At 63.9% G+C, this 24,644-nt stretch carries 40 protein-coding genes and 3 tRNA genes; 27 read left to right on the top strand and 16 right to left on the bottom strand.

From position 1 onward, the window contains the following. Nucleotides 1-34: 34 nt before the first annotated feature. The 7 genes from FHT02_RS02640 to FHT02_RS02610 are packed head-to-tail and all read right to left on the bottom strand — an operon-like array spanning nt 35 to nt 2,077. The gene (locus tag FHT02_RS02640; protein WP_184083910.1) at nt 35-370 is read right to left on the bottom strand and encodes a hypothetical protein; all 336 of its coding nucleotides are present in this window, start codon (nt 368-370) and stop codon (nt 35-37) included. Beyond that, nucleotides 370-624, bottom strand: a complete 255-nt coding sequence (locus FHT02_RS02635) for a DUF2312 domain-containing protein (RefSeq protein WP_184083908.1) — start codon at nt 622-624, stop codon at nt 370-372. The genes FHT02_RS02640 and FHT02_RS02635 overlap by 1 nt, the downstream gene beginning before the upstream one ends. Then, the gene (locus FHT02_RS02630) at nt 621-758 is read right to left on the bottom strand and encodes a hypothetical protein (protein ID WP_184083906.1); all 138 of its coding nucleotides are present in this window, start codon (nt 756-758) and stop codon (nt 621-623) included. The genes FHT02_RS02635 and FHT02_RS02630 overlap by 4 nt, the downstream gene beginning before the upstream one ends. Further along, a complete protein-coding gene (locus FHT02_RS02625) occupies nt 758-1,309 on the bottom strand; it encodes a DUF2256 domain-containing protein (protein WP_184083904.1) in 552 nt (183 codons plus the stop codon). Before FHT02_RS02625 ends, FHT02_RS02630 begins: the two co-directional genes overlap by 1 nt. Then, complete coding sequence (locus tag FHT02_RS02620) at nt 1,306-1,443, bottom strand: hypothetical protein (protein ID WP_184083903.1); 138 nt, start codon at nt 1,441-1,443, stop codon at nt 1,306-1,308. The genes FHT02_RS02625 and FHT02_RS02620 overlap by 4 nt, the downstream gene beginning before the upstream one ends. After that, complete coding sequence (locus FHT02_RS02615; RefSeq protein WP_184083901.1) at nt 1,440-1,889, bottom strand: hypothetical protein; 450 nt, start codon at nt 1,887-1,889, stop codon at nt 1,440-1,442. Before FHT02_RS02615 ends, FHT02_RS02620 begins: the two co-directional genes overlap by 4 nt. Nucleotides 1,890-1,891: 2 nt before the next feature. After that, nucleotides 1,892-2,077, bottom strand: a complete 186-nt coding sequence (locus tag FHT02_RS02610; protein ID WP_184083899.1) for a hypothetical protein — start codon at nt 2,075-2,077, stop codon at nt 1,892-1,894. Nucleotides 2,078-2,148: 71 nt separating this feature from the next. On the opposite strand from FHT02_RS02610, the gene FHT02_RS02605 reads away from it, so the two are divergent. Then, nucleotides 2,149-2,493 (top strand): hypothetical protein, encoded by a 345-nt coding sequence (locus tag FHT02_RS02605; RefSeq protein ID WP_184083897.1) that lies wholly within the window; start codon nt 2,149-2,151, stop codon nt 2,491-2,493. Nucleotides 2,494-2,537: 44 nt separating this feature from the next. On the opposite strand, the gene FHT02_RS02600 is transcribed toward FHT02_RS02605, so the two are convergent. Next, nucleotides 2,538-2,741 (bottom strand): hypothetical protein, encoded by a 204-nt coding sequence (locus tag FHT02_RS02600; protein ID WP_246352134.1) that lies wholly within the window; start codon nt 2,739-2,741, stop codon nt 2,538-2,540. 99 nt (nt 2,742-2,840) lie between these two features. Here FHT02_RS02600 and FHT02_RS02595 point away from each other — a divergent pair, with 99 nt between their 5' ends. The 22 genes from FHT02_RS02595 (at nt 2,841) to FHT02_RS02490 (ending at nt 13,579) form a co-directional block, all read left to right on the top strand. Beyond that, entirely contained in the window at nt 2,841-3,578 is a 738-nt protein-coding gene (locus FHT02_RS02595; RefSeq protein WP_184083895.1) for a S24 family peptidase, read from the top strand. Continuing rightward, nucleotides 3,575-4,414: a DUF7946 domain-containing protein gene (locus tag FHT02_RS02590; protein WP_184083893.1), complete on the top strand. Its 840-nt coding sequence runs from the start codon at nt 3,575-3,577 to the stop codon at nt 4,412-4,414. The genes FHT02_RS02595 and FHT02_RS02590 overlap by 4 nt, the downstream gene beginning before the upstream one ends. Continuing rightward, a complete protein-coding gene (locus FHT02_RS02585; protein ID WP_184083891.1) occupies nt 4,415-4,819 on the top strand; it encodes an HIRAN domain-containing protein in 405 nt (134 codons plus the stop codon). It begins immediately after the preceding gene. A gap of 92 nt (nt 4,820-4,911) precedes the next feature. Beyond that, nucleotides 4,912-5,214, top strand: a complete 303-nt coding sequence (locus tag FHT02_RS02580) for a hypothetical protein (RefSeq protein ID WP_184083890.1) — start codon at nt 4,912-4,914, stop codon at nt 5,212-5,214. Further along, complete coding sequence (locus tag FHT02_RS02575) at nt 5,211-5,438, top strand: hypothetical protein (protein ID WP_184083888.1); 228 nt, start codon at nt 5,211-5,213, stop codon at nt 5,436-5,438. The genes FHT02_RS02580 and FHT02_RS02575 overlap by 4 nt, the downstream gene beginning before the upstream one ends. Then, nucleotides 5,435-6,094, top strand: a complete 660-nt coding sequence (locus FHT02_RS02570; RefSeq protein WP_184083886.1) for a hypothetical protein — start codon at nt 5,435-5,437, stop codon at nt 6,092-6,094. The genes FHT02_RS02575 and FHT02_RS02570 overlap by 4 nt, the downstream gene beginning before the upstream one ends. Then, nucleotides 6,084-6,383 carry a hypothetical protein gene (locus FHT02_RS02565; protein WP_184083884.1) on the top strand — a complete coding sequence of 100 codons (300 nt, stop codon included), beginning with the start codon at nt 6,084-6,086 and terminating at the stop codon, nt 6,381-6,383. The genes FHT02_RS02570 and FHT02_RS02565 overlap by 11 nt, the downstream gene beginning before the upstream one ends. Continuing rightward, nucleotides 6,380-6,631, top strand: a complete 252-nt coding sequence (locus tag FHT02_RS02560; RefSeq protein WP_184083882.1) for a hypothetical protein — start codon at nt 6,380-6,382, stop codon at nt 6,629-6,631. The genes FHT02_RS02565 and FHT02_RS02560 overlap by 4 nt, the downstream gene beginning before the upstream one ends. Next, a complete protein-coding gene (locus tag FHT02_RS02555) occupies nt 6,628-6,789 on the top strand; it encodes a hypothetical protein (RefSeq protein WP_184083880.1) in 162 nt (53 codons plus the stop codon). Before FHT02_RS02560 ends, FHT02_RS02555 begins: the two co-directional genes overlap by 4 nt. Next, entirely contained in the window at nt 6,782-7,042 is a 261-nt protein-coding gene (locus FHT02_RS02550) for a hypothetical protein (protein WP_184083878.1), read from the top strand. The genes FHT02_RS02555 and FHT02_RS02550 overlap by 8 nt, the downstream gene beginning before the upstream one ends. Next, nucleotides 7,029-7,511, top strand: a complete 483-nt coding sequence (locus tag FHT02_RS02545) for an HNH endonuclease (protein WP_184083876.1) — start codon at nt 7,029-7,031, stop codon at nt 7,509-7,511. Before FHT02_RS02550 ends, FHT02_RS02545 begins: the two co-directional genes overlap by 14 nt. After that, nucleotides 7,508-7,819 (top strand): hypothetical protein, encoded by a 312-nt coding sequence (locus FHT02_RS02540; RefSeq protein WP_184083874.1) that lies wholly within the window; start codon nt 7,508-7,510, stop codon nt 7,817-7,819. The genes FHT02_RS02545 and FHT02_RS02540 overlap by 4 nt, the downstream gene beginning before the upstream one ends. After that, a complete protein-coding gene (locus FHT02_RS02535) occupies nt 7,819-7,992 on the top strand; it encodes a hypothetical protein (protein ID WP_184083872.1) in 174 nt (57 codons plus the stop codon). Before FHT02_RS02540 ends, FHT02_RS02535 begins: the two co-directional genes overlap by 1 nt. Next, a complete protein-coding gene (locus FHT02_RS02530) occupies nt 7,989-8,924 on the top strand; it encodes a YqaJ viral recombinase family protein (protein ID WP_184083870.1) in 936 nt (311 codons plus the stop codon). Before FHT02_RS02535 ends, FHT02_RS02530 begins: the two co-directional genes overlap by 4 nt. Further along, nucleotides 8,924-9,778 (top strand): recombinase RecT, encoded by an 855-nt coding sequence (locus tag FHT02_RS02525; protein WP_184083868.1) that lies wholly within the window; start codon nt 8,924-8,926, stop codon nt 9,776-9,778. The genes FHT02_RS02530 and FHT02_RS02525 overlap by 1 nt, the downstream gene beginning before the upstream one ends. A 2-nt stretch (nt 9,779-9,780) precedes the next feature. After that, a complete protein-coding gene (locus tag FHT02_RS02520; RefSeq protein ID WP_184083866.1) occupies nt 9,781-10,155 on the top strand; it encodes a nucleoside triphosphate pyrophosphohydrolase family protein in 375 nt (124 codons plus the stop codon). A gap of 254 nt (nt 10,156-10,409) precedes the next feature. Next, nucleotides 10,410-10,817 carry a hypothetical protein gene (locus FHT02_RS02515; protein ID WP_184083864.1) on the top strand — a complete coding sequence of 136 codons (408 nt, stop codon included), beginning with the start codon at nt 10,410-10,412 and terminating at the stop codon, nt 10,815-10,817. Between the two features lie 13 nt (nt 10,818-10,830). Beyond that, the gene (locus tag FHT02_RS02510; RefSeq protein ID WP_184083862.1) at nt 10,831-11,649 is read left to right on the top strand and encodes a hypothetical protein; all 819 of its coding nucleotides are present in this window, start codon (nt 10,831-10,833) and stop codon (nt 11,647-11,649) included. Continuing rightward, complete coding sequence (locus tag FHT02_RS02505) at nt 11,649-11,990, top strand: DUF3307 domain-containing protein (RefSeq protein ID WP_184083860.1); 342 nt, start codon at nt 11,649-11,651, stop codon at nt 11,988-11,990. The genes FHT02_RS02510 and FHT02_RS02505 overlap by 1 nt, the downstream gene beginning before the upstream one ends. Further along, entirely contained in the window at nt 11,990-12,259 is a 270-nt protein-coding gene (locus tag FHT02_RS02500) for a hypothetical protein (RefSeq protein WP_184083858.1), read from the top strand. The genes FHT02_RS02505 and FHT02_RS02500 overlap by 1 nt, the downstream gene beginning before the upstream one ends. Nucleotides 12,260-12,308: 49 nt before the next feature. Continuing rightward, nucleotides 12,309-12,512 carry a hypothetical protein gene (locus FHT02_RS02495; protein ID WP_184083856.1) on the top strand — a complete coding sequence of 68 codons (204 nt, stop codon included), beginning with the start codon at nt 12,309-12,311 and terminating at the stop codon, nt 12,510-12,512. Next, nucleotides 12,509-13,579: a tyrosine-type recombinase/integrase gene (locus FHT02_RS02490; protein ID WP_184083854.1), complete on the top strand. Its 1,071-nt coding sequence runs from the start codon at nt 12,509-12,511 to the stop codon at nt 13,577-13,579. The genes FHT02_RS02495 and FHT02_RS02490 overlap by 4 nt, the downstream gene beginning before the upstream one ends. Before the next feature lie 26 nt (nt 13,580-13,605). Here FHT02_RS02490 and FHT02_RS02485 read toward each other — a convergent pair. The 3 genes from FHT02_RS02485 to gyrA form a co-directional block, all read right to left on the bottom strand. Next, nucleotides 13,606-13,680 (bottom strand) — tRNA-Glu (locus tag FHT02_RS02485). A 306-nt stretch (nt 13,681-13,986) separates the two neighbouring features. Then, nucleotides 13,987-14,334 (bottom strand): DUF952 domain-containing protein, encoded by a 348-nt coding sequence (locus tag FHT02_RS02480; protein ID WP_184083852.1) that lies wholly within the window; start codon nt 14,332-14,334, stop codon nt 13,987-13,989. Between the two features lie 57 nt (nt 14,335-14,391). Then, nucleotides 14,392-17,136 carry a DNA gyrase subunit A gene (gyrA, locus tag FHT02_RS02475; protein WP_184083850.1) on the bottom strand — a complete coding sequence of 915 codons (2,745 nt, stop codon included), beginning with the start codon at nt 17,134-17,136 and terminating at the stop codon, nt 14,392-14,394. A 255-nt stretch (nt 17,137-17,391) separates the two neighbouring features. On the opposite strand from gyrA, the gene FHT02_RS02470 reads away from it, so the two are divergent. Further along, on the top strand, nt 17,392-18,648 hold the full coding sequence (locus FHT02_RS02470; RefSeq protein WP_184083848.1) for a tetratricopeptide repeat protein: 1,257 nt from the start codon (nt 17,392-17,394) through the stop codon (nt 18,646-18,648). A 55-nt stretch (nt 18,649-18,703) separates the two neighbouring features. On the opposite strand, the gene FHT02_RS02465 is transcribed toward FHT02_RS02470, so the two are convergent. Beyond that, on the bottom strand, nt 18,704-19,171 hold the full coding sequence (locus FHT02_RS02465) for an Lrp/AsnC family transcriptional regulator (RefSeq protein ID WP_184083846.1): 468 nt from the start codon (nt 19,169-19,171) through the stop codon (nt 18,704-18,706). 234 nt (nt 19,172-19,405) lie between these two features. On the opposite strand from FHT02_RS02465, the gene FHT02_RS02460 reads away from it, so the two are divergent. The 3 genes from FHT02_RS02460 to FHT02_RS02450 all read left to right on the top strand — a co-directional run bounded on the left by FHT02_RS02460 (nt 19,406) and on the right by FHT02_RS02450 (nt 22,104). Beyond that, on the top strand, nt 19,406-20,977 hold the full coding sequence (locus tag FHT02_RS02460; RefSeq protein ID WP_184083844.1) for a histidine kinase dimerization/phospho-acceptor domain-containing protein: 1,572 nt from the start codon (nt 19,406-19,408) through the stop codon (nt 20,975-20,977). A gap of 32 nt (nt 20,978-21,009) precedes the next feature. Continuing rightward, a complete protein-coding gene (locus FHT02_RS02455) occupies nt 21,010-22,038 on the top strand; it encodes a polysaccharide deacetylase family protein (protein ID WP_343056802.1) in 1,029 nt (342 codons plus the stop codon). Continuing rightward, nucleotides 22,029-22,104: transfer RNA gene (locus FHT02_RS02450), tRNA-Ile, on the top strand. The genes FHT02_RS02455 and FHT02_RS02450 overlap by 10 nt, the downstream gene beginning before the upstream one ends. Nucleotides 22,105-22,189: 85 nt before the next feature. Here the strand turns inward: FHT02_RS02450 and FHT02_RS02445 are convergent. From FHT02_RS02445 to FHT02_RS02430, 4 genes are all read right to left on the bottom strand, one after another. Beyond that, nucleotides 22,190-22,477, bottom strand: a complete 288-nt coding sequence (locus tag FHT02_RS02445) for a hypothetical protein (protein WP_184083841.1) — start codon at nt 22,475-22,477, stop codon at nt 22,190-22,192. 118 nt (nt 22,478-22,595) lie between these two features. Next, nucleotides 22,596-22,672: transfer RNA gene (locus FHT02_RS02440), tRNA-Pro, on the bottom strand. 170 nt (nt 22,673-22,842) lie between these two features. Beyond that, entirely contained in the window at nt 22,843-23,076 is a 234-nt protein-coding gene (locus FHT02_RS02435; RefSeq protein WP_184083839.1) for a hypothetical protein, read from the bottom strand. Between the two features lie 175 nt (nt 23,077-23,251). Then, complete coding sequence (locus FHT02_RS02430; protein ID WP_184083837.1) at nt 23,252-24,631, bottom strand: M20/M25/M40 family metallo-hydrolase; 1,380 nt, start codon at nt 24,629-24,631, stop codon at nt 23,252-23,254. Nucleotides 24,632-24,644 lie beyond the last annotated feature (13 nt).

Here is a 24,644-nt window from a genome sequence, read left to right as displayed (position 1 = left end):
TCGCCCCAATGGCGTTTGAAGGACCAAGCTCCGCTCACCCGATCACCACCACAACCTTGCCGCCAGCCACAGGCTCAGCGAAGTGATATGACGGCAGGAAGCGGCTATCGTTGACCTTCAGCGCGTCCGCGATGCCGTCGAAGTACGGCTTCATCCGATTGGGGAAGTTGACCCGATCGCCGCGGCGGTTCGGCGGGTAGAATGTGACGATGACGCGGATGTCGCCCGCCCCTCGGAATTCCGATGCACCTGCCGCCATTGCCGCAGCCTTGGCCCACGCGCGATGCTTCGCGACGATGGGAGCCTTATGGCGCCACCGTCCGGACTGGTGCCCGGAAAGCTCCGACGAAGGCCAGGGCAGCTGGATCATCAGATGTCGAAAGCCAGCTGCATGCCGAGAGCGGCCGCATAGGTGGCGAACAACGTGTCGGCTTCCTTGGCGTGGTGAGCCTCGACCTTCCGGCGCGCGACGATCTTACGGATCGTCTTCACGTCAAATCCGACGGACTTGGCTTCGGCGTAGACATCCTTGATGTCATCCGCGATGCCTTGGCGCTCCTCAGACAGACGCTCAATTCTCTCGATCAGGAGGCGCAACTGGTCTGCGGCAATCACTTCGCTCATGCGGTCTGTCCTTGCTGGAAGCGCTCGCGCGCGGCCCGAAGCTCGGCAATCCGCCTGGCCTCGTATTTCGGGGTGAGGTGTGTGCTGGCGCGGCGGCGGCGCAGGCGCAGCGAGCGGAGGATGCGGGAGAGCATCACATTGCCACCAGCGCGTTGCCGGTGAGCGAGAAGTCATGTTCGGCGCGGCGCATCACCGGCACGGTGATCAGCCCAGCGCCGGCCTGCACCCGCTTGATCTGCTCCTCCGTTCGGCGCTGAAGCGGGGTGAGCGCGGCAAGACGGCGCTTCTCAGCGTCAGCGATCTCGCCTTCGACCATCTCCCGGGCAGTCGTCGCCCCGTAGTCTCGGCGCCACTTCTTGTACTGGTCCAGCCACTCGGGCGGGCACCAACCAAGCGCCATCTGCGACTTGGTGCGCCCCGCCTTCGCGCGATCAGCAAGGTGCCTGAAACTGGCCAGCTGCGCGTTGGCTCGAACTACCAGCGCCGCCTTCGCTTCAGGGTTCGCGGCGAAATACGCCTTGCGCCCCTCGCCGACGCGCTGCCGCCATGCCGGGTCGCGGGCAGTGAGCCTCGTGCCACAAGCTCGCCCGCAGGTGCGGGTTTCCTCCCAGCGCTTGTGAGTGATCTTCTTCTTCCGGAAGAAGGTGGTGCCGCACATGGCGCAGGTCTTGGAGGGGGTCTTCATGCCCGCGCCTCCACAGTAAAGTGCGGCAGCCTCATCGGCTCACGCACGCGGTGGAAGGTGAAGCGGCGCAGGCCGATCTCGACATAGGCGCTTGGCGGTTGCACCGATGCCCGAAGGGGTGTTGCGCTGGTCATGCCGCCTTACCCCGGAAGCAATCGATCGCCTCGCCAGCCTCGATCAGCGTCCGCTTCATGCGGGCGATCTCCAGGTCATCAATGTTGCCGTCTTCCAGCGCGACCGAGACTTCGAACATCAGCTTGGACAGCCGCGTTTGCAGCGACTGGTCCGACACCTCCGCGGTGTGGAGCGGCACCAGCTTCATGCCGATCAGCGACAGCGCGTCATTGGCGAAGCGTCCGTTCCAACGCTCACAGCCGCGCAGAAAGGACGTGACCGGCATCTCGGCATAGCCGGTGCGGTACGCCTTGCCTGCGTCGACGCCCTTGTGGAGGTACTTGCCCAGCTCGGCGTCGGTTAGGCCGTCTTCGGCTTTGATCGCGGAAAGGCTTTCACCCAGCGTCTCGACCAGCTTTGAACCGGATACGCTGCGGTGCAGCAGGGGGATTGCCGTACCTGACATCGTTACTGCTCCGAGATATGGAAAGAGGGAACATCATCACCGCGCTCACGGGGCAGGCGCTCAGCGGCCCGCAAGTCAGCGCTGAGCTGGTGGGCGATGCGGGCGGCGGTCGCGAAAAGGGCAAGGGCCAGGAGCAGGCCCACCAGGAAGGTGGCGCGCAGGAGGTCGGGGGTCACGCGGGTAGCCATCCGGCGGCGAGGCTCGACTCCGGAGTTGGTTCGGCTATGCTGAGCAACGACCCGGTGCGAAGGAGCCCTGTGTGCAGGTCGGGATTGCCATCCTCGGATTGCTCGCCGCTATTCTCGGGCCACTTGCCACTTTGGCGTACAAAAGCGACCGAAAGTGGCCGGCTTTCTATGCCAGCGCGTGGCCGCTGCTCGTGGGCTGCTTCGCGATCTTCTGTTGCTTGGGGCTTGGCGCGGCCTTTGTCTTGGCTTGGCCGAAGGAGGGCGGGCCTTTCATCGCTGCCGCAGCGGTCGCCGGAGTTGGAAGCCTTGCTCTGGTGGTCGCGCTTGTATTCGCCGATTGGGTCCGTGACGGCCAGGAGAAGCAGGAATCCGGGGGCAAGCGCCGTCGAAATACCACCGACCCACACCAGCGGTAGGGGGACACTCACGCTCGGTCGGCGCGTGTCGTCATGCTGAAGGCTCATGCCGCAGCCTGCTGCGGCTCGTACGAAGCCATGAAGGAACGGACCCTTGTTTCGGTCTCGGGCCAGACCCGGCGACCTGCGCGGATGTCGCGCACGAAGTGGGGGTCGTTCATGGCTTCGCGGCCGAAGCGAACTGCCGACACGGAATGGCGAGCTAGGAAGGCTTCGATCGCCTTCGCGAGGGGCTGCATGTCATCCATGGCTCCGCAATGTACGTAGGGCGCCCCCTACGGTCAAGCGAGAACAGTAGGGCGAACCCTAGTCTTATCGTGGAGCCGCCAGTGTGGGAAACGGCCCACATGGCGAACGACGACCGTACTCCGTTGCAGAGGGCAGTTGCTGCTCGGATCGCGGCATCAGATCGCACGCGGGATCATTACGATAGCCAGCTACGGAAGGCGCTTGAGACTACCGGTAAACCTCTTTGGGATATTGAACGGGGCAAGGTGAAGCGGCCAAGCCCACGCATCCTTCGAGCGATAGAGCAGGTGCTTGGCTTCGAGCCGGACGAGCTCGTCAATCTAGTGCATCCGAGAGATGATCAGCCTGCCGTGCGGATGCCTATCTCCGAGCGTCGAGAAGTCTCCTCCGACAGCACGCCTACGCTGTCGGTTGATGGTGGCGAAACAGTCGAAATCACCCGCCTAGACCTGTCCCTACCCATGGGACCTGGCGCGACTGTCGACGACTTCATCGAGAGCGAGCCGCTGAAATTCGACCTCGGCTATGTCCGCAGCTTCACCCGCACGCCGCCGCACCGTCTGCGCCTAGCGGCCGGGGCAGGGGACAGCATGTTTCCGACGCTCGTGCCGAACGATCTGGTCTGGATCGACACGACGCAGAACCAGCTACTTCACGCCGATCGCATTTACGCCGCCTCAATCAATGGTGGTGCAGCTATCAAGCGACTGCGGCCGGTAGCGGGTGGCCGCCGGGTGCTGGTGATCTCGGACAACAAGATGGTGGAGCCCTACGAGGTTGACGCCAGCGAGGTCGTGATCTGGGGCCGAGTTATCCGGTTTGCGAGGGATCTGTGAGTACTGCGCTGGCTCAGCACGACGAGATCATCATCCGTTACGATGGCCTCGATGCCGCTAACCACTCGATCGAAATCGATGCTCTTGGAGACTCCCTTAAAGGCCTGGGCAGGATCATCGGGGTCGCCGCCACGTTCGCCATAACGGAGAAGCTCGTCCTTCATTCGGATGCGCGCCCCCTGAAGGTCGTAGTCGGCCCACCTGAAGCAAACTGCTTAACGCTGCATGCGGCTCTCGCTTGGGTCGATCAGAGCGACTTCATGGCGGGGACGGCTAGTGCATTAACCGCGAGTCTGGTAACGTACGTAATCACGCGGTTCGCTAGGCGAAAAGAGGAAATGAAGCATCTCCGCGCCATTGCAGAGCAGGCGCTCAAGCAGGCGGGTCATAGGGATGATGCTATCATCACGCGCCTGCTGGACACCGTGGACAAGATGGCGGACAGCCTGAAGCCCGCCGTTCGTAAAGCTGTGAAACCGGTCGGCGTGACCGCTCAGACCATGACCATTCGTGGCTCTCGCGCGGATGGCGAAGCCCTCGTTGTAGACAAGGCGATGCGGGATGTAATCGACGCTGACGAGCCTATCGAGATCGGCGACGAAGTAGCCATCACCGTCCGGTTCTTCGAGATGAATTGGGATACTCGGACTTGCCGTATCGCGACTGAAAGCGACCCGGAGACTAGATACTCAGCTGAGATCACCGACCCAGCAATTCAGGTTCCGAACAACGCCTACGCGACTGCCTTCGCAGGACAAACACCGCTAGCCGTCCGAGCAAAGCCTACGCTGCGGGAAGGCGAAGTAGAGCGGTGGTACATCAGTGCGCATTTCTAAGTGCCCCGTCCCGCCCTTAGCCTCTCTGTCGTAGGCGCCGACTACCCCAACAAGCGCGGCCCGGGGCGCCGTTTCGAGCTGCAAATCTGCCAGCCATGCGAGCCGGTCCAGCTCGTACCTGAGCCCAAGAACCCCGCTGACGAACACGCAATCGCGGTGTTTAGCTGCCGCGGCATCCAGATCGGCTACCTCGCCTCCGAGCGTGCGGTGCTCATCAGCGGCATCATGGCGCGGGGCGAGGAAGTGCGCGCCATCTACCAGCAGCCCGAGCCCTACGGTGCCGTCATCCGCGTTGCGTTCGATGGTGAGGAGCCGGTGTTGCCGGTGCTTAAGCCAAAGCAACCACCCGTCGAGACAGTGGACCCGGAGCATGATTGGTATCCGGACGAAGAGTGGCCCGAATAAAGTAGGGCGGGCCCTACGATTGTGGATTGACAGCGTAGGGCGTACCCTACATACCACCTCCATCACCTCAGCCCGCCCGCAAGGCCGGCTCGATGACGGAGGCCGATGTGGCAGAGCAGCAGGGATTGGAGCGGCAGTTCGCGGCGTGGGTCGCTGAGCAGCCTGCCGAACGCGGCTACAACTACATGGACAATTGCGGTTGCGCGCTCGCTGCGTTTCTTCGTGAAACCGGCGTTGATGCTGACCCGCATGTTGGCGGCTTCGGCTGGGGCGACAAGGACAATGCCGACCTCAACCCGTTTACCGGCGAGCATCTTGTCTATGCTCTGAGCCGCTTGCCGCACACGTTCGGCGCGTTGTCGGAGCGCCTGTCGGTTCCTCAGGTGCGCGCATGACCGAAGGCATGGCGACGAAGCCTGAGAACCCGACAGCTTACCCGAGCGGCGATTTCACTGGTTGCGAGCCCGGTTATGGCATGACCCTGCGCGACTGGTTCGCGGGTCAGGCGCTTGGAGGCATGTGCGCCACACTGGATGGCGTGGGCGATCCTAATTGGGAGCTGCTGGCGTCCGACTCTTACAAGGCTGCGGACGCCCTTCTTGTGGAGCGCGGGAAGTGACCGAAGGCATGGCGACGAAGCCTGAGGGGTTTCAGGGCGACCCGACCACATGGGCTTACAAGGACGGCGTGCGCGCTGCTCGGGCTAGCGAATACCGCGACAGCAACCCATGCGACCCAGACCGTGAGAATCTTCGTTGGCTGAATTGGCTCGCTGGGTTCGACGCAGCCACCACCCCAACCAAGCCTGAGGGGCTGCCGGAAGGCATGGTGGAGGCACTTGTGACGCGGCCTGAAGCATCAACCATGGAGCGTCTTGCGCAGGTCATTCAGGGTTCAAACCTGAAGCCGACCAAGCGTTTCCTTTCGGCGGCGTTTCTTGGCTACGAGCTGGCCAAACATGAACTCGCCTACACCCCAACCAAGGCGGCAACCGCCGAGGGGCAGGGGGAGGGTCCTTTTGGCTACTGGGTAGAGCAAAAACACGCCGATCCGGTGTTGCTGCGAAAGCCGGCCTACATCCCCGAGCCCAACGAACGGCGCACGGTAACGCCGCTTTACGCTGCACCGTCGCGTGCGGAACAGATCCTCCACCGGATCGCGGTGCTAGTCAACGCGGGCAAGATCGAAGGCCTGACTTCCGACGCTGTAGAGGCTTTGGAATCTGCCGATCTTGCAGCCCTCGCCAACCTCCCCGGAGGTTGTGATGCGAGCTGAGCGCTTCGACGGGGTCACCCTGTACCGCGAGATCGACGCGCTCGGCGGTACCGCTGAGAGCGAGCACGACAAGGGCTACGTCGCCGCGATTGACGACGTGCTGGCGATCCTGTCGCGGCGCGGGTTCAGCGAGCACCGGAGCCCGTACTCGGATGTGATCGACGCCCTAACACCGGTGTTGGACGACCTTGGCGTTCCGGGGTCGGACGGCTGGACGGGTGGCCATGTGCACACGACCGATCTGGACCGGTTGCAGGCGGCGATTGCTCAGGTGGAGCAGCTCGCATGACCGGCACCAAGCGCCGCGCACTGGTCGAATACGACGACAAGCGGCTGCGCGACCGGCTGCACTGGACGGTGCGGACGTGGGGCCAAGGTGTCGGCGGATATGCCGCAGCAACCGGCAAGATCGCCAGCTGGAACGACAGCCAAGAGCGCGCTGAGGCAACGGCACAGGTCTGGATCGAGCGCGGGATCTACCCGGCGCACCAGACTGACGCCGACCGCGCAGCCGTGATGATGCGGAGGGCGGCATGAACCCGGTGCACATCCTGTTCGCCGTGGCGCTGGTCACTGCGATCTACGCGATGGTGAGCGAAATCCGTGCGGCCAACACCCGCCTCGCCACCACTGGCTCAAGTCCGTCCGCCCCGCGTGCGGAAGCGCATTTCAATGAGGAGATTGGTCGTGGGTGAGCATACCCCTGGGCCGTGGGTCCTGAACCCTTTCAGCGCGCAGGTGGACTGCGACAAGCCCTCCAAGCTGGGCGGGCTTCTGCCGATCGCGCAGATGCTTTGGCCGACCGACGAACGCAGCGAAGAAGAGACAGAAGCCAACGCCCAGCTGATCGCCGCCGCGCCTACGATGGCTGCTTTTATTCAGAAGCGGGCGGACGAGGGCGACCTAGACGCTATCCAGATCATGGAGGCGATCCATGGGAACGCCTAAAGGCACAAAGCCGTGGAATGCAGGCACTTCGCGAGGGTGGACCGACAAGCGCGGATACCGTTGGCTTTACGTTGAGGAAAACGGCCGGAAGGTCGCGCGCAGGGAACATCGCGTCGTTATGGAGCGGCACCTTGGCCGCAAGCTTGAGCCATGGGAGCTGGTCCATCACCTGAATGAGGACAAAGCGGACAACCGCATTGAGAACCTCGCGGTCCAGACTTTCGGCGAGCACACGGTTGAGCACCACACCGGAGGCAGGAAAAGCGAGGATGCCCGCCGTAGCATGGAAGCCTTTGCTTTGCTTCGTGAGGAGTTGAACCGCGAGCGTCTCGTAAAGGCGGAGTTGCTGGAAGCGCTGACGTGGGCGGTCGATCACTTCGACGGCAACACCCGCTGCAACGCTGAGCAGGAAACGAACTGTATCGAAATCTGCCGCGCCGCCATCGCCAAAGCGACAGGTGCAGCATGAGCCTAGGTTCATTCACCACCGAACTCTGCTGGGAAGATGCAGACGGCAACGAAGTCGAGGCGTCGGTTCGCGTGCTCTACAGCCGCCACAACGCCTATCCGGAAACCTTGGAAGATATCGGCTGTGAAGCTGCGGTCGAGATCATCAGCATCACGCCTGCTGATCCGACCATCCGCGTGCCTGAGCGCTTCGAAACCGACGACGACCTGATGGCCGAGTGCATGGCCGATTGGGCTGCCGAGAAGATCGACGCCGCTGAATGGCGCGCCCAGTGCCGCCGCGATGATCTGCTGATGGAGCGGTTCTGATGACCTACGACTTCGCCCACCCCTGGGATTCCGTCACGCCGCTCTCCTGCCGCGCTGTCAGCATGGACAACCGGCTGTTCCGCATCTTCGCCAAGCCTGACGACGAGTGGACGGCTGAGGACCGAGCTTATGTCGACGCCAAGGAGCGTGCGGCTGAGGGGGAGGGGCTGTGAACGCGCCCGCATCTTTCACCGACGCCCAGTTCCGCGCTTCTGTCGTCGGCGCCGGCGAGGTGTCCGCGCTGTTCGGCGTGAACCCCTGGCTGACCGAGTTCGAGCTTTGGCACCGCAAAACCGGCGACGTCGGCGTGCCCGAGTTCAACGCGCTGCGCCCTGATGGGACGCCAGAGAACGAGCGGATCTACTGCGGCGTCAAGCTCGAGCCCGTCATCATCGAAATGGCGAAGGAGCGCTGGGGCTACACCGCCCGCGAACAGGTCAAGCACCTCACCAACGGCAACGGCCTTGGCGGGCACCCTGATCGACGCGTGATCTGCCCCGACCGCGGCCCCGGCATCCTTGAGGTGAAGATGGTCGATTGGCTCGAGCGCAAGAAGTGGGGCGACGAGCCGCCGACGCACTACCTGATCCAGAACCAGACATACCAGGGGCTGGACGGCGTGAGCTGGGGTGACGTGATCGTGCTGGTGGGCGGTAACTCGCTCGAGCGTCACCAGTACGATTTCCGGCCGAAGCTTTACGCCGAGGTGCAGCGCCGCGTTGCCGATTTCTGGCAGTCGGTTCGCGACGGCAATGCGCCGAAGCCGGATTACAGCCGCGACGGTGACACGCTGGTCGAAGTGCTGGGCACGCCGACTGACGAGCTGGCGGACCTGCGCGACAACCTCGAGGCCGAGCAAGCCGCCATGGAGTGGACCGAAGCTCGAGCGCGCCGGTTCGCCGCTGAGGCTGACGAAGCCACCGCCAAAGCCCGCCTGATCGAGATGGTGGGCACCGCCGGCGCGGCGCTCCTGCCGTCGTTCCGGGTGTCCTGCAACATGACCAAGGGCTCGAGCGGGACCCTCATCACCGACGCCATGGTCGGCACCACGATCAACGCCCGCAAGGGCTACCGCCGCTTCGACATCAAAGAGAGGAACGCATAATGGCCACCCAGCTAGCCACCCGGGATAACAGCCCCGTCGCCGTCATCCGCCAGAACCTCAACGCGATGGCGCCATCGTTCAAAGCTGCCCTTCCGGCGCACATTACGGTCGAGAAGTTCACCCGCGTCGCCATGACTGCGGTTCAGAACAACCCTGACCTGCAGAATGCCGACCGCAACAGCCTATTCGGCGCGATCGTGCGCTTGGCACAGGATGGATTGCTGCCCGACGGGCGGGAAGCTGCGATCGTGATGTTCGGGAAACAGGCCCAAGCCATGCCGATGATCGCCGGCGTGCTGAAGAAGATCCGCCAGTCGGGTGACGTGGCGTATGTCTCAGCGCAGATCGTCTACAGCAACGATCGGTTCAAGTGGACCCTCGGCTTTGACGAGAACGTCGAGCATGAGCCGGCACCGCTCGATCAAGAGCCTGGCGAAGCTGTCGCCGCATATGCCGTCGCAGTGCTGAAGGACGGTAGCCGCTTGCTCGAGGTGATGCGCAAAAGCGAAATCGAGAAGGTCCGCAACGTCAGCCGCGCTAAGGGTAATGGCCCTTGGGTGCAGTGGTGGGGGGAGATGGCCCGCAAGACCGTCATGCGCCGCCTGTCCAAGCGCCTGCCAATGTCCACGGACATAGAGGACCAGTTTGAACGCGACGAAACCCTCAAGACCATCGGCCAAGATACCGGCCCTTCCGAGGTTCACGAGATCAAGCTCGCTAGCCGTCTCGACGCCATCGAAGCGCAGATCGAGGACGAACCCCAAACCGGCCGCGCCGAAGAGGACCACGGCGACCAGCACGACGGGGCCGAGCGCATCACGGACGACCTCTTGAGCCAGCACGAAGGGAAGTGAGCATGAAGCAGGAACAGATCGACGCCATCAACGAGCTCTGCACCGACGTCTTCAAGGGCAACGTCGAGGCGGGTTGGTACACCGACATCACCACAGGTCTCCCGCGCGACCGCAACATCGGTGAGCTGCTGATGCTGATCGTCAGCGAGATCGCCGAGGGCATGGAAGGCCATCGGAAGAATCTGCAGGACGACAAGCTGCCGCATCGCTCGATGCTGGAAGTCGAGCTCGCCGACGCCTGCATCCGCATCTTCGACCTGGCCGGCTACCGCGGCTTGGACCTTGGCGGCGCCATCGCTGAAAAGCGCGCCTTCAACGCGACCCGGGCCGACCACAAGATCGAGAACCGGCTTGCGGACGGCGGCAAGGCTTACTGAACAAGCCCGCTCACACCGAGCGAGGCCGGGGCGGGCGGTTCACTCCCTTGCTGCCCGCCGTCACCGCAACCCGAGGAAAAGACGAGAGACATGCAACCCGAGATCAAGAAGCAGCTTATGCACGCGCCGGAGCGTCTTTCGGACCTTCATGGGGACGATCGGCGCCGGGCACTGTTCGCGCGCGCTGACCAGGCAACCCGCAACTGGCTGGCTACCCGTCAGCCTCGGTCGCTGCTTAGCTGGCTGTTCGCAGCATGAGCGACACCGGAGCAATGGGCGAGCGGGAGCCGATCGAGCGCGTCATGCTCGCTGCATGGCTGGGCGTCGAACCGCATCAGCTTCCTGAGAACATGCGGGCGCACACCTGTGCCGACACCATGGAGCGCTGGAAGAAAGTGGGTGAGGCTGCTGTTGAGTTTGCCCGCCTCGCCCATTCCGACGAGACGGCGGGGATGGAGATTGGCGAGCCGGTTAGCGAGTTCATCGCTCGGGAAACGGAAAAGCTGGTGGAGGCTTTGCGCGAGATCGCGGAAGCGCACCTTGGCGATCAACCCGCTGCGTCAGGCGGCAGTGAATACGATTGGGCAGTACGTCACATAGCCCGCATTCGTGGGATCGCCCGCACCGCCCTCGCATCGGGAGCATCGAGCAATGTCGGCTGATCGCGAACGCCCTATGAACGAGCATCCCTGCTATGGGATATTTTCTACCTCACCGGACAAGCGGTCGCATCGGCACTGGTTTGAGAATGGCCGTCTTATGCCGACTTGCCAGCGGTGCGGCACTCCGATTGACGAGAAGCACAAGGAAGTTGGCCCGGTTTCGTGGGAGCCGCCGCGTCTTGTCGAACGCTTTACCAAACCCGCAATGTCGGGTGATCCGAAGGGGCTGCGGGAGGCGGCGATAGTCTGCGGCTATTGCCGGGCTGAGTTTCCCGACAACATCGCGTATCACATTCACGCTGTTTCGATGCACGACGCCCGCATTCCAGCGGATCGGCAGCGCAAGGTGATCCTGCACCTGACCAAAGACCTCACCCCCGCCACGACGCCAGCGGAGGGGGAAGAACCAACCGTAACGCTTCTACCGTCCGAGTTCAGTCGGATCATGACCGAGAACGCTGCTGCCCGCTCCACCCCCGGCGCGGGTATCAGCGAGGCGCGGGAGCGTATTGCGCGGGAGGTACTGGCGAAGATCGTAGAGGCCGACGACGCCGTCAGCGGTGCGCGACCGACTAGTCCGCTCGGCAAGACCACGGCCTATTACATCCGGGACGGCCAAGGGACGAGCGTCACGGCTTGGCAGGCCATCCGTGCCATGCTCGATTTCGCCACAACCCCCGCGCTGTCCGAGCCGGAGCAGAGGGGTGGGGACAGCAAAGCGCTGGCAGAAGCCCGCAAGCGCCTAGCGACGACACGAGCATGCCTCGACTGCAACGCCGATGACGTGCGGCGGTGGATGGATACCGTCGCCTTTCTGGAGGAGTTCGCCTGATGCTAGTTAAACTAGGCGCGCTGATCGTCGGCCATGCGCTTGCAGACTACCCGCTCCAAGGTGATTTCCTCGCCAAGGCGAAGAACCGCACCACGCCTATTCCCGGTGTGCCATGGTGGCAGGCTCTTGGGGCTCATGCGATCATTCATGGCGGCATCGTTGGCTATGTGACCAAGCGTCCGTTGCTCGGCGTCGCTGAAACGGTCGTGCACGCGGTCACGGATGATCTGAAGTGCCGGGGGAAGCTAACCTACAATCAGGATCAGGCGATCCACACGGCATGCAAGGTGCTGTGGGCCATGCTCGCCGCCAAGCCCGTTCCTGCTGAGGGAGGGGAGTAATGGCCACTGAACCGCGAGACGCGCTGGAGGCTGAGGCGCGGGAGGTGGCAAAGGGGCTCACCTCGCAATGCAAGGCCGCGCTGACATGGCCCAAACCGGGTGACGACGGAGGTGTGCGCATCCAGTGCCGAACTCTCTATCCCGCCACCATCAGCGCGCTTGAGCGTCGGAAACTGGTGCAGTTCAACTGCCTAACAAAGCTCGGTCTCGCAGTCCGTTCGCACCTGCTTGCCGCTCTCTCCGCCGCAGCGCCGGGGAAGGAGGGGTAGGATGGGAGCGCTTGAGAGGATCAGCGTGCTTCCCGATTGGCCGGCGCGCATGACGGCGCCGATCGCCGCGGCTTACATGGGGGTATCGGAAGGTACGTTCCTGGCCCGGTTTGGCGCGTTCGGCGTCAAAGAGGGCTCGAACAAGCTTTGGGCGAAGGCGCAGCTGGACCGGTTGATTGCCAAGCAGTTTGCACTTCCGCAGGCTCGCGGCGCGGCTGCCGAGAGGGATGATTCGTGGGACGATGTACGGTGAACAAGAAGCACGTCCAGCAGAAGGGGGCGTACTTCTATTTCCGCCGCAAGCTGGGCGGGAAGGACCAGTACATCCGCATCCCCGCGCCTTGGGAGCCTGAGTTCGATGCCGTTTACGAGCGGCTGTGCAGCGAGAGCGAACCGAAGTCGGCACCAAAGCCTGGGTCGATTGCCGCTCTGGTGCTGGCGTATCGCAAGAGCCCCGATTTCCTGACCGAGATTGGTGACAACACGCGCGGCAACCGAGTGCGGTACCTCGACTATCTGGTAGAGCACTACGGCGACAAGACGGTTTCCGGGCTCAAGACCTCGCACGTCTACCGCATCCGTGACATTCTCTCCGAAACCCCCGGCACTGCGAATGCGACGGTGTCGACACTGAAGATCCTCATGGACTTCGCCATCCGCCGGGATATGCGCGAGACCAACCCCGCGGCCGGCGTGAAGCGGCTCGACCTGGGAGAATATGAGCCATGGCCGGCTGATCTGCTTCGCGTCTGCATGGAGCAGGCAACGCCGATGACCCGCTTGGCGATCGCTACCGGGCTATGCTCGGGCCAGCGCGTCTCCGACTGCATCCGCATGCAATATGGCTGGATCAACGACGGGATCATGCAGCTCCGCAACAAGAAGATGAAGGCGGATGTGGCAATCCCGATGCACTCGTTCTGGCTGGACGAGCTCGCGCGGCTGCCGCGGCGATCGGTGACGCTGCTCTATGAGCGCACAGGAGCTCCGTTCAAAACGACTGGGGCCATACAGTCCCGCCTCCGTGCGCTGATGAAGCTACCAGCGGTTCGCGAGATACATGCCGACCTAGTGGCTCGCGAGCTGATCGAAGAGGACCAGCGGTTTAGTTTCCACGGGTTGCGCAAGAACGCATGCTGCTACCTTTTGGAGCTCGGGCTTTCCGACACCGAAGTCGGTTCGATCCTGGGCATGAGCACGGAAATGGTCCGCCACTATGGCAAGCGGACTCGGGCGCTGATGGTCGCGCGCGGTGCAGCCGAACGCGTGACAGGTGGGAAAATCATGCCGATGCCGGTGGGAAAACCGGTGCGGGCGTAGTATAAGAAATGGCGGATTTCTGCCGCTGGTGACCCCTACGAGAATCGAACTCGTGTTTTCGCCGTGAGAGGGCGACGTCCTAACCGCTAGACGAAGGGGCCATGTTGCATGGCGGAAGCGGGCCATTAAGCGGCTGCGGCGCTGGCGTCAACCCGTTGCGGCGTTTCGCCGCAAGCACAGCCAATCTCGCGTGGCGGTCCGCTTCTGCAGCACCAACCTTTCCGGCGCGAGCAGTTTCAATGCGGGTACGACCTCTGCGGCGCCTTCTGCTGGAGTCGGAGATGGCGACGTTCTTGTATACGCGGAAACGCTTGGTCGATCCTCGGGATGCGCCGCCGAGTTGCTGCAAGTCTACGCTAAAAATCAGTAATTTAGACGCAAGCCTCAGTTCGGCTTTTGAAGTTGCGTCAGCCGGTGACGGGGAGGCGTAGACTGCCGTCGGGTTCGTAGTTGAGTTCGCTATAGGCGAGCACGGTGTCGAGTGAGAGCGCGCCATAGAGGTGGGGGAATAAAGCACCACCGCGCGAGGGCTCCCACCTGACTGCTTCGACTTGCGCGTCGAGATCCACGGCGACCAGCCACAGGTCGGACTGGCCGGCGAAGTGCTTGGTGATCGTCTCATCCAGCTGCTCGGCAGTGGAGAGGTGAATATAGCCATCCTGGAGATCGACCGGCGCGCCCTGGAAGACGCGTTCGTGTTCAAGCGTGATCATCTGATCGGCGGTGAGCACCTTGTAGGCGATCTTGTCGGGCATCGGCATTCCCATCGTGTCCGCCACCCCCGCTTTCGCGGGGATGGCAGCGTTATGTGCTTACTGGCCGTCCGCCGGGCCTTCAGCCACGTCGTCCGCGGTGTTGGCGTCGGGCGTGGGCTCGGCGGCGACAGCGCCATCGGCCAGGTTAACTTCGGCCTCCTCCTCGCTCTCCTCAATCCGGGCGGCCGAGACGACATGTTCGTCCTTGGCGACGCGGAAGAGGATCACGCCCTGGGTGTTGCGCCCGGTGACGCGCACCGATCCCACGGTGGTACGGATCAGCTTTGCTTGGTCGGTGACCAGCATCAGCTGCTCACCATTATGCGCCGGGAAGCTCGCCACCACCGGACCGTTACGGTCGGAGCTGACGATGTTGGTGATACCCTGGCCACCCCGATTGGTGCGGCGATATTCGTAGGCCGAGGTGCGCTTGCCATAGCCGTTCGCAGTGACGGTGAGGACGAATTCCTCCGCCGCTTCGAATTCGGCCATGCGCTCTGGGCTGAGCGTCATCTCGCGCTCGCCTTCCTTCCAGGGCGCGGCCTTTAAGTAATCCTCACGCTCCTGCGGGGTGGCAGCGAAGCCGCGCAGCACCGACAGCGAAATCACCTCGTCGCCCTCAGCAAGGCGCGCGCCGCGCACACCGGTCGAATCGCGGCTCTGGAACTCACGCACGTCAGTCGCGGCGAAGCGAATCGCCTTGCCCTGCTTGGTCGCGAGCAGCACGTCATTGTCCTCGGTCAGCAGCGATACGCCGATCAGGCGGTCGTCCGATCCTTCTTCGAACTTCATCGCGATCTTGCCCGAGCTGCGGATGTTCGCGAACGAATCCATTGAGTTGCGGCGGACATTGCCTTTCGCGGTGGCGAACATGACGTGGAGATCCCCCCAGGTCGCTTCATCCTCCGGCAGCGGCAGCACGGTCGAGATCACTTCGCCATTGGCGAGCGGCAGCAGGTTGACCATCGGCCGGCCGCGGGTGGCGGGCCCGCCTTCCGGCAGGCGCCAGACCTTCATGCGATAGACTTTGCCGTGGTTCGAGAAGAACAGCACCGGCGTATGGGTGGAGGTGACGAACAGGTTCGTGACCGCGTCGGCGTCCTTGGTCGCCATGCCGGCACGGCCCTTGCCGCCCTTGGCCTGCGCGCGGAAGGTATCGAGCGGGGTACGCTTGATATAGCCCTCCATGGTCACCGTGACGACCATGTCCTCGCGCTCGATCAGGTCCTCGTCCTCGATCCCGTCGGCGGCGCCCGCGATCTCGGTTCGCCGCGGCGTCGCATAGGCATCTCGAACGGCGGTGAGTTCCTCGACGATGACTTCGTAAAGCTTGGCGCGATTGGCCAGAATCTCGAGCAGTTCGGCAATCGTCTCGGCCAGCTTGGCGAGCTCTTCGCCGATCTCGTCGCGGCCCAGCGCGGTGAGGCGGTGGAGGCGGAGGTCCAGGATCGCGCGGACCTGCACGTCGGACAGGCGATAGCTGTCACCGGTAACCTCCGTGTCGATCGCTTCGACCAGGCGGATATAAGGGGCGATCTCTGCGATCGGCCAATCGCGGGTGAGCAGCCGGTCGCGGGCGACGGCTGGGCTCGGTGACGAGCGGATGATTTTCACCACTTCGTCGAGGTTGGTGACGGCGATCACCAAGCCCAGCAAGATGTGCGCGCGGTCGCGGGCCTTGGCCAGCTCGAACTTCGAGCGGCGGGTGATGACCTCCTCGCGGAACTTGACGAAGGCCTCGATGATCTCGCGCAGATTGAGCAGTTCGGGTCGGCCGCCGCGGATTGCGAGCATGTTGGCGGGGAAGCTGGATTGCGCTGGCGTGTTGCGCCACAGCTGGTTGAGCACAACTTCGGGCGTGGCGTCGCGCTTCAGGTCGATGACGATGCGCACGCCCTCGCGCGAGGATTCGTCGCGGATGTCGCTGACCCCCTCGATCCGCTTCTCCTTGGCGGCCTCGGCGATCTTCTCGACCAGGGCGTTCTTGCCCTGCTGGTACGGGATCTCGGTCAGCACGATCGAGCGACGTTCGCCCCGCTGCTCGGTCGTGTGGCGGCTGCGCACAATGATGGAGCCGCGGCCGGTCTGATAGGCCGAGCGGCAGCCCGCGCGGCCCAGGATGATCGCGCCAGTGGGGAAATCGGGGCCGGGAACGATCTCGATCAGTTCCTCGGTCGTGATCGCGCCATTGGCGATGTACGCCAGGCATGCGTCGATCACTTCGCCCAAATTGTGCGGCGGGATGTTCGTCGCCATGCCGACCGCGATGCCGCCGGCGCCATTGACCAGCAGATTGGGATAGCGTGCGGGGAGGACCGTCGGCTCGCTTTCGGAGCCGTCATAATTGTCCTGGAAGTCGACCGTATCCTTGTCGATATCGTCGAGCAGCGCGGATGCGACCCGGGCGAGCCGCGCCTCAGTGTAGCGCATCGCCGCGGGCGGATCGGGATCCATGGATCCGAAGTTGCCCTGACCATCGATCAGCGGCACCCGCATCGCCCAATCCTGAGCCATGCGCGCCATCGCGTCGTAGATCGAGCTGTCGCCGTGCGGGTGATACTTACCCATCACGTCGCCGACCAGGCGGGCCGACTTGCGATAGGCGCGGCCGGCTACATAGCCGCCTTCCTGCGCGGCGTAGAGGATGCGGCGGTGCACCGGCTTCAGGCCGTCGCGGACGTCGGGAAGCGCACGCGCCACGATGACGCTCATCGCGTAATCGAGGTACGAGGTCTTCATCTCGTCGACGATCGAAATGGGCGTGATGTCGGAAGGGTCGGCGAGCACAGTCGCGTCGGTCAAAGGATGGTGCTTTCGGGTTTTTGTTACGTCTGAGTTGCTCTAGCCGCCCCGATACCTCCTGCCAACCCTGCGCGCCCGCGCGTGCGCGCGCGGAAGAGTGGAGCAAGGATGCGGGCCGATTGAACCAACGCGTTCAAAGGCTGTTCATGCTGCGATTGTCATCTCGCGATGCATGTGCGTCGCTTGAACGGGGTCGAACGGTTAACTAGAGACCATGTCGAACCCGTCCGCGTTCCCCCACGAGGAGAGTATTACATGACGTTCGTTTCGAAGCTCGCGATGGCCGCCGCGCTGACGCTGGGCACTTCCGCACTGGGCGTGTCGCCCGCTCTTGCGCAGAAGAAGAACGACAAGCAGCCCGCGATCAAGGTCAGCGACGAATTCCGCACCCCCGCCGCTGCCGCACAGGCCGCCGTGGACGCCAAGAATTTCGCCGCCGCCGAGCCGAGCATCGTGGCCGCCGAAGCCGCGGCCAAGAGCGATACCGAAAAGTATTTCGCCGCCGTGCTGCGGCTTCAGCTGGAGACCTCGCGCAACAACGTGAACGGCCAGATCGCGGCGCTTCAGGTGCTGTCGAGCAACCCAACCACGCCGGCGGAGAATGCCAAGCTTTATCAGCAGCGCTTCTATTACCTTCAGGGCGCAGCGGCTGCGAACAGCAAGAAGAACGCCGAAGCGATCCAGTATCTTACCAAGGCGCGTGAGGCCGGATCGAAGGCGGAGGATATCTCCATCCTGCTCGCCAATGCCTATGGCGCCACCGGCAAGAATGCCGAAGCGGTTGCCGAAGTTGAAAAGGCGATGGCCGCGAGCAAGGCAGCCGGACGCAAGCCGCCGGTGGAGTGGTACCGCTTCGCGATCCCCAAGGTGAACGCGCTGGGTGACCGCGCACAGACCGCGCAGTGGATGACGCGCTACATCCAGGAATATCCCACGGTGCAGAACTGGCGTTGGGTAGTCCAGGTGACTCGCCAGGGCACGCCCGCCGCCAACGACAAGGTCGAGAAGCTCGACCTGTATCGCCTGATGCGCTCCACCAATGCGCTGGCTGATCGCGGTGACTATGCCGATTACGCCTATCAGGCACAGACCAGCGGCCTGCCCTGGGAAGCCGTGGCGGTGATCGATGAGGGCCGTAAGAACGGGAAGATTCCGGCGGGCGATTCCGACACGGGCCGGATCTACACCGCGTCTCAAGCTGCCGCGAAGGCGGAAGGTTCGCTCGACCGCCAGATCGCGACTGCCAAGACCGGCACGCAGACGGCCAATCTGGCCGACGCATTCCTGGCTTCGGGCAACAATGCCAAGGCGCTGGAGCTGTATGACCAAGCGCTGCAGCGCGGCGGCGCCAAGGCCGACGAAGTGAACCTGCATCGCGGTATCGCGCTGCAGCGGCTGGGCCGTAAGGACGAGGCGCGTACGGCCTTCCAGGCTGTCCCGGCAACCGGATCCTATGGCAATCTGGCGCTGCTCTGGGCGACCTCGGTCGATTTCCCGCCGCTTGGTGCGTAAGCGGTAGCGGCGAACAACAGGAAGGGGCGGCGTCGAAAGACGCCGCCTTTTTCGTTTACATTTCGGGGACGGGAACGCCGGGTAGCGACTTGGCGGTGCGGATCGTCAGCGACGTCTTCACATGCTCGACATTGGGGGCCGTGGTCAGCTGCGTCGTCAGGATCTGCTGAAAGCTTTGAAGGTCGGGCGCGACGATCTTCAGGATGAAATCGATCTCGCCATTCAGCATATGGCATTCGCGTACTTCGGGAATTTCAGCAACGCGTTGCTCAAAGGCGCGCAGATCGGTGTCGGCCTGGCTCTTGAGGCTGACCATCGCGAACACCGTCAGGTTGTATCCCAGGGCCGCTGGGTCTAAGGCGGCGTGGTATCCGCTGATCGCACCTTGCTGTTCCAATGCCCGCACTCGGCGCAGGCAGGGCGGCGCCGTGAGGCCCACGCGCTCGGCCAATTCGACGTTCGTCATCCGGCCATTCTCCTGTAGAAGGGCCAAAATTCGAACGTCGATGTCGTCAAATCGCATTGTAGTGCAACTCCGGATCAAATATTTGCTTTCGCCGCCACTTAGCTATAAGAATATTACAAATCAACGCAATTGTCCCACAATGCGACGTCCCGATTTGATCTGTTTGATGCCGGAGCTATGCCGGTTAACAAGTCGTTAGTGCGTTGTTCCTGGCGCCAGCGAAGGTAGAAGCGAAGCGTGCGTTTCGACGACACTCTTGAAACAGTGCTTGCCTCTGACTTGCAGTCCTCAGTGGGTGTGCAGTCGGCGTGGCGGCAACTCGTCGATCTGGTGGGTCGCCGCAGGGTGGCGCCCGCGCCGCGAGTGATGTCCGCGCTTCGCGAGCTTCAGAGCCGTGTTCCCGCGTCGGTCCGTGCCGCGAGCGCCCGCGCACTCGAATTCGCCGATCCTCCCGCGCCGCTCGTGCGCCTGTTCGCGCTGGACGGCGGGCAAGCGGCCGCGCCCATGCTGCGTTCGGCCCGACTGGAAGCCGATGCTTGGATTCAGCTACTGCCCGAACTCACTCCCGCCGGGCGCGCCATTCTACGCAATCGCCGCGATCTGAGCGCCGCAGTAGTCCGCGCGCTGGAAAGCTTCGGCTCGGTCGACTTTGTGCTGCCCGACAACAGCCTGCCCATGGAGGCGGCAACCGTATCGGCGCTGGACCAACCTGCGCGCGAGGGGGTGGCGGGGGCATCGGACCTGGAGCCTGGCACTTTTGAGATCGCCGAAGTCGTCGCGCGTATCGATGCCTTTTGGCGGCATCGCGAAGCCGAGCCCGCAGCGCCGATACCGGCGCAGCGCGTGGAGGCGTTCCGCTTCGAAACCGATGCGAAGGGCATCATCCGCTGGGTTGATGGCGTAAATCGCGGCGCGGTGATCGGCATCAGCCTGGATCCCGGCGCGGCGACGGGCGGGCTGCGCGTTGATGGCGTGGCGAGCGGCGCCTTTCGGCACCGCACGGCATTTTCGCATGCGCGGCTCAAGATCGAAGGTGAATCCGACGCCGCGGGTGACTGGCTGATCTCGGGCGTGCCGGTGTTCGACCAGAGCAGTGGGCGCTTCAATGGCTATCGCGGCACCGCGCGGCGGCCTCGCATGGACGAGCGCGCGGAACAGCCGCAGCCGGTCGCCGCGAACGCATCGGCGGACTCGCTGCGCCAGCTCGTGCATGAGCTGCGGACACCGACCAACGCTATTGCCGGCTTTGCCGAAATGATCGAGACGCAGATGTTGGGGCCCGTTTCCAGCGTGTATCGCGAGCGTGCGCATACGATCCGCACCCAGGCACGCGAACTGCTCGGCGCGATCGACGATCTCGACCTGGCGGCGCGCATCGACAGTGCGGCCCTCGCGCTTGTTCCCGGGCGGGTCGGGTTGCGGCCGATGCTAGAGTCGATCGCCGACGATCTTGCGCCACTGGCCGAGCTGCGCGGCGCGATGATCGCGCTACCGATTGACGATGCATCGGTAGTGGGCGACCGCCGTGCCGTTGAGCGTTTGTTGTCGCGGCTGCTGGCCACCTTGGTCTCCGCCAGCGCCAAAGGCGAGCGCATCGGCGTGTATGTGACGCGCGAGCATGAGGATCGCGTGGCGATCTCCATGGATCGTCCCCGCGCGCTGGCCGATTACCCGGGCGACTCGGTGCTCGGCATCGACGACGAACGCGACGACGCCACGCTGCTGGGCACGGGCTTTGCGCTTCGGCTCGCCCGCAATCTGGCGCGCGAACTTGGTGGATCGCTGGCGATCGGCAGCGACCGCTTGACACTGCGGCTCCCGCTTTCCGTGAATAGTCCCGTTAGCCAAGCGCATCTGAACTGACCGTGGAGGGGCGGGAGCTCCCACGCTACCGCGTGCCCGCGCCCGCAGCCGACGCCTTGCTGCGGTGGCCCGATGCGTTCGGCAGCCGATTCGCAGTGTTCGTGGATACCGAGGAAGAGTTCGACTGGGGCAGGCCGTTCAGCCGCGAGGCGAGGGCGACCACCCATGTTCGCGCGCTTCCCGAGGCGCATGCCTGGTTCGCGGGGCGTGGCGTGCCGTTAACCTATTTGGCCGATCATCCCGTCGCGACGTGCCCCCGGGCGGTGGAGACACTGCTTGCCCTGTTGCAAGACGGGCGCTCGGCGATCGGCACGCAGCTTCACCCCTGGGTCAACCCGCCCTTCAAAGAGACGGTGAACGGCTATAACAGCTTTGCCGGCAACCTCGCCGTCGAACTCGAAGCAGCCAAGTTGCGCACGCTGACCGACACGATCACGCACGCCTTTGGGGTGCGGCCGCGCATCTATCGCGCCGGCCGCTACGGCTTCGGCCCGAACTGCGCGGGGATCTTGTCGGGGCTGGGGTACCGCATCGATAGCTCGATGCGCTCCGGTTACGATTACAGTGGGGAAGGCGGCGCCGATTTTACGCAGGTGGGCAATCAGCCCTTCCGGCTTGCTCCCGGGCTGACCGAGCTGCCGCTCACCACCGTCTATACAGGGCGGCTACGCCGGGGCGGGGCAAGGCTGTACCAGCGCCTCGGCACGCTGCACCGGGGACGCGGCATCGCCTCGCGGCTGGGATTGCTGTCGCGGGTCGCGTTGACGCCGGAGGACATGCCAGTCGCCGAGGCCCTGGAGGCGATCCGCACGGCGGCGGGGGAGGGGCTGCGCTTCCTCCACTTCAGTTTCCACTCGCCCTCGCTCGAACCGGGGCACACCCCCTATGTGCGCGACGCGGCGGACCTGAAGCGCTTCTACCGCTGGTGGGGCGAGGTGCTGTCGGCGCTCGACCGCATCGGGGTGCGGCCGGCATCGCTGAGCGAAATCATCGAAGCGCTCGACATGGCTTGCGATCCGCGTGGCATCTCCGCTATCGCGCATGGCGCTGGGGGCCTGTAGCTCAACGGTTAGAGCTGGCCGCTCATAACGGCTAGGTTGCGGGTTCGAGTCCTGCCGGGCCCACCAGCGGCTTCAGAATTGGCGACTGTCGGGCAGTCAGTCGAAGAAGCGGGCTATCGTTGATGACGCGCGCGTCTTGGCAGGCCTGGCCTTACTTGGCTGCCGAGCAGTCGAGCTTGGCGCGCAGCACATCGGTTCCACTATCGTCAACAGCTTTGCAGCCGGTGGCTTGCACCACGGCGTCGAGCTGCTCGCTTCGAACGACCTGGTTCCAAACGACGAGCGGCTTTGGCGTTCTCACCTCGACCTTGTCGCCATTGACGATGACGCGGTATTCGGAGCCGCGCACTTCGACCGAGTGAACCGCCTTCTTGTCGCTACCGGCGGTCGCGATCAGCGCGATGCTGGCAAGACTTGCTGTGGATAGTCCGAACGCCATCATCATCTCCTGCCCGCAGCAGCGCCCGGCATGATTGGAGCTTCAGAGAACGCCCAAACGCAGAAGCGTAACCATGCCGATGCAATTGAGGTCGCTTCGGACCAGCGCTTGCGAGAGCTGGTCGGGGAGACAGGATTCGAACCTGCGACATCCTGCTCCCAAAGCAGGCGCGCTACCAGACTGCGCCACTCCCCGACGCCCGGTGCGCTTAGGCGCTCTTGCCCCGGGGCACAAGCCGTCATGCGCGTGCAAAAACGTGCACTCGCAGCGTTCTCATCCCCATCCCCCGCGCGCACAACGAAAAAGGGCGCCCCGTACGGGGCGCCCTTCCACGATCATCATTCCGGCCCAAAGGCCAGAAGCGATTACTGAGCGTTCGCCTCGAGCGCATCAGCCGAGTTCTCTTCGACGTCAGCTGCGTTCTCAAGAACGTTCTCGACAGTCGCGTTCGCGGTGTTGTCGGCGGCTTCTTCGTAGATCGCTGCGTTTGCTTCGTGGTTCTCGATCGCCGCTTCGGTTGCGGTGTTCTCGGTGCCGCCGCTGCAGGCTGCCAGCGACATCAAGCCGGCGGTTGCGGCGACGAGGAGGATCTTCTTCATAGGGTGCGTCCCTTCGACTAAAACGTTTCGCCCCCGGCTCAAACGTCGGTGCGAAGCCCGTCAAATAGCGGTTGCGCCTGCTCAGTCAATCGCAAATGAGACACACTCAGCCTCAACTCGCCGCATTTTCGCCTGGATTAAGGCGAGAATGCGGCGAGTTTTGGTGGCCCTCAGTTCAGTGATTTACAGCGGCGACCGGTCCGATATCCTCGGGCGCGTTCGCCACGACCGCCAGCATCGCGGTCCAGGCTGCCACATTCTGCCGCAGTTGCGCGGGATCGATCTTGTCCAGCGTGTCATCTGGCGTGTGGTGGTAGTCGAAGTAGCGCAAGCCCGATTGTTCCAGATCGATGGCAGGCACCCCGAGCGCGAGAACGGGTCCGACATCAGTGCCGCCATGCGCCTTTTCGCTGCCTTGCGAGATGCCGAGCGGAGCAAGGGCCGCCGCCAGCCGGCCGCTGATCGACTCCGCGCCTGCCGGCAGGTTGGTGGTGAACTTCCACACCCGGTCCGCGCCGAAATCGGATTCGGTGGCGAGCACATGGCGCTCACGGGCATGCGCCTTGGCATAGGCCTCGCCGCCGAAGCCTCCCACTTCCTCGGCTCCGAACCAGACGACGCGGATCGTCCGCCGCGGCTGCCCGGCGTCCATGATCCGCTTGGCCGCGGCGGCGGTGATCGCCACGCCGGACGCGTCGTCGATCGCGCCGGTACCCAGGTCCCAGCTATCGAGATGGCCGCCGATCAGCACCACGCCGGCCGACGGGTCGCTGCCCGGCACATCGGCGATGACATTGCCCGATTCGGCCTCACCCTTGAACTGCGGGGTCACGAGCAGGCGCAGCTTGACCGGGCCGCGCTTCAGCAACCGCTCTAGCTGTTCAGCATCGGGCACGGAGAGCGCGGCCGCAGCGACCGGCTTAACATCCTTGGGCCAGCTGGTGACGCCGGTATGCGGATTGCGGTGATAGTCGGTGCCGATCGAGCGGATCAGCACCGCGGCTGCGCCCTTGCTCGCGGCGAGCGATGGCCCCTGGCGGCGGACGATGCCGCTTGATCCATATTGTGAGCCGTCCTGCGTCGCGGTCATCGCGTGACTGATAAAGGCGATCTTCCCCTTAAGGCTGCCGTTCGGTGCCGCCTGGAGATCGGCAAAGGTCGGGAAATAGACGACCTCGGCTTCCACGCCGCGCGGGCCGGTCGAGCCCGAATTGCCCAATGCTGTCACCGCCAGCTTCTGGGCCGATGCGCCGACCACTTCGGCGGTCTCATCGCCGCGCACCCACACGGGCATGCGGAAGGTCTCGACATGGACGTTCTTGAAGCCAAGCGCAGTCAGGCGCTCCACCGACCAGTCTCGCGCGCGTTTCTCGGCTTCGGTGGCGGCCAGGCGCTGGCCCACTTCGGTAGTCAGCCCTTCGGTCAGGTCCCAGGCCAGCGTGTCGTTCTTGAGCGCATCGTCGCGCAGCGCGGCGACCTGCTCGGCGGTTTGCGCCAGCGTGGGGAAGGGAAGGGCGAGGGCGGCGGCTGCCGCAAGCAGGATGCGCTTGGTCATGCCGCGATTGCTA

Source organism: Sphingomonas xinjiangensis, from assembly GCF_014199255.1.
Taxonomy (GTDB): domain Bacteria; phylum Pseudomonadota; class Alphaproteobacteria; order Sphingomonadales; family Sphingomonadaceae; genus Sphingomonas; species Sphingomonas xinjiangensis.
Note: the sequence above shows the minus strand (reverse complement) of the source record. Positions and strands in the feature narration are given on the sequence as shown.